This window comes from Vibrio sp. 10N.222.49.C9, from assembly GCF_041474985.1.
GTDB classification, from domain to species: Bacteria; Pseudomonadota; Gammaproteobacteria; order Enterobacterales; family Vibrionaceae; genus Vibrio; species Vibrio crassostreae_C.
The window spans coordinates 1-311 of the sequence record NZ_JBFRVD010000330.1 but is presented as its reverse complement, the minus strand read 5'-3'; the positions used below and the strand labels follow the sequence as shown (position 1 = coordinate 311).

Here is a 311-nt window from a genome sequence, read left to right as displayed (position 1 = left end):
CCTCCGACAACTGATCTTCAATAATTACAGACCACGCCTTATAGGCGAGCACACCACCTACTTGCGCCAAGCACTGAACCGTTACCGTTGAATCTGACTCAATACCCAAACGCCTGAGAAATCGCTCATTAATGCCATTAGCAAACACGAAGTATTCTTCTGGAACGAGGTCTGTACCATTGTGATCGTAATCAGACAAAAAGCGAAGACAGCTATCGGTCAACTCCAACTCTCGTTTGAGCGCTTCCCTATCCCAATCAAACTCAACTTTTGCCAATATCTCTAAATATGAAGTTGCCACACCATAGACC

General features: G+C 45.0%; 1 protein-coding gene. It reads right to left on the bottom strand.

From position 1 onward, the window contains the following. Nucleotides 1–311, bottom strand: a 311-nt coding sequence (locus tag AB4585_RS23370; RefSeq protein WP_372171167.1) for a hypothetical protein, incomplete at both ends; no start/stop codon positions are given.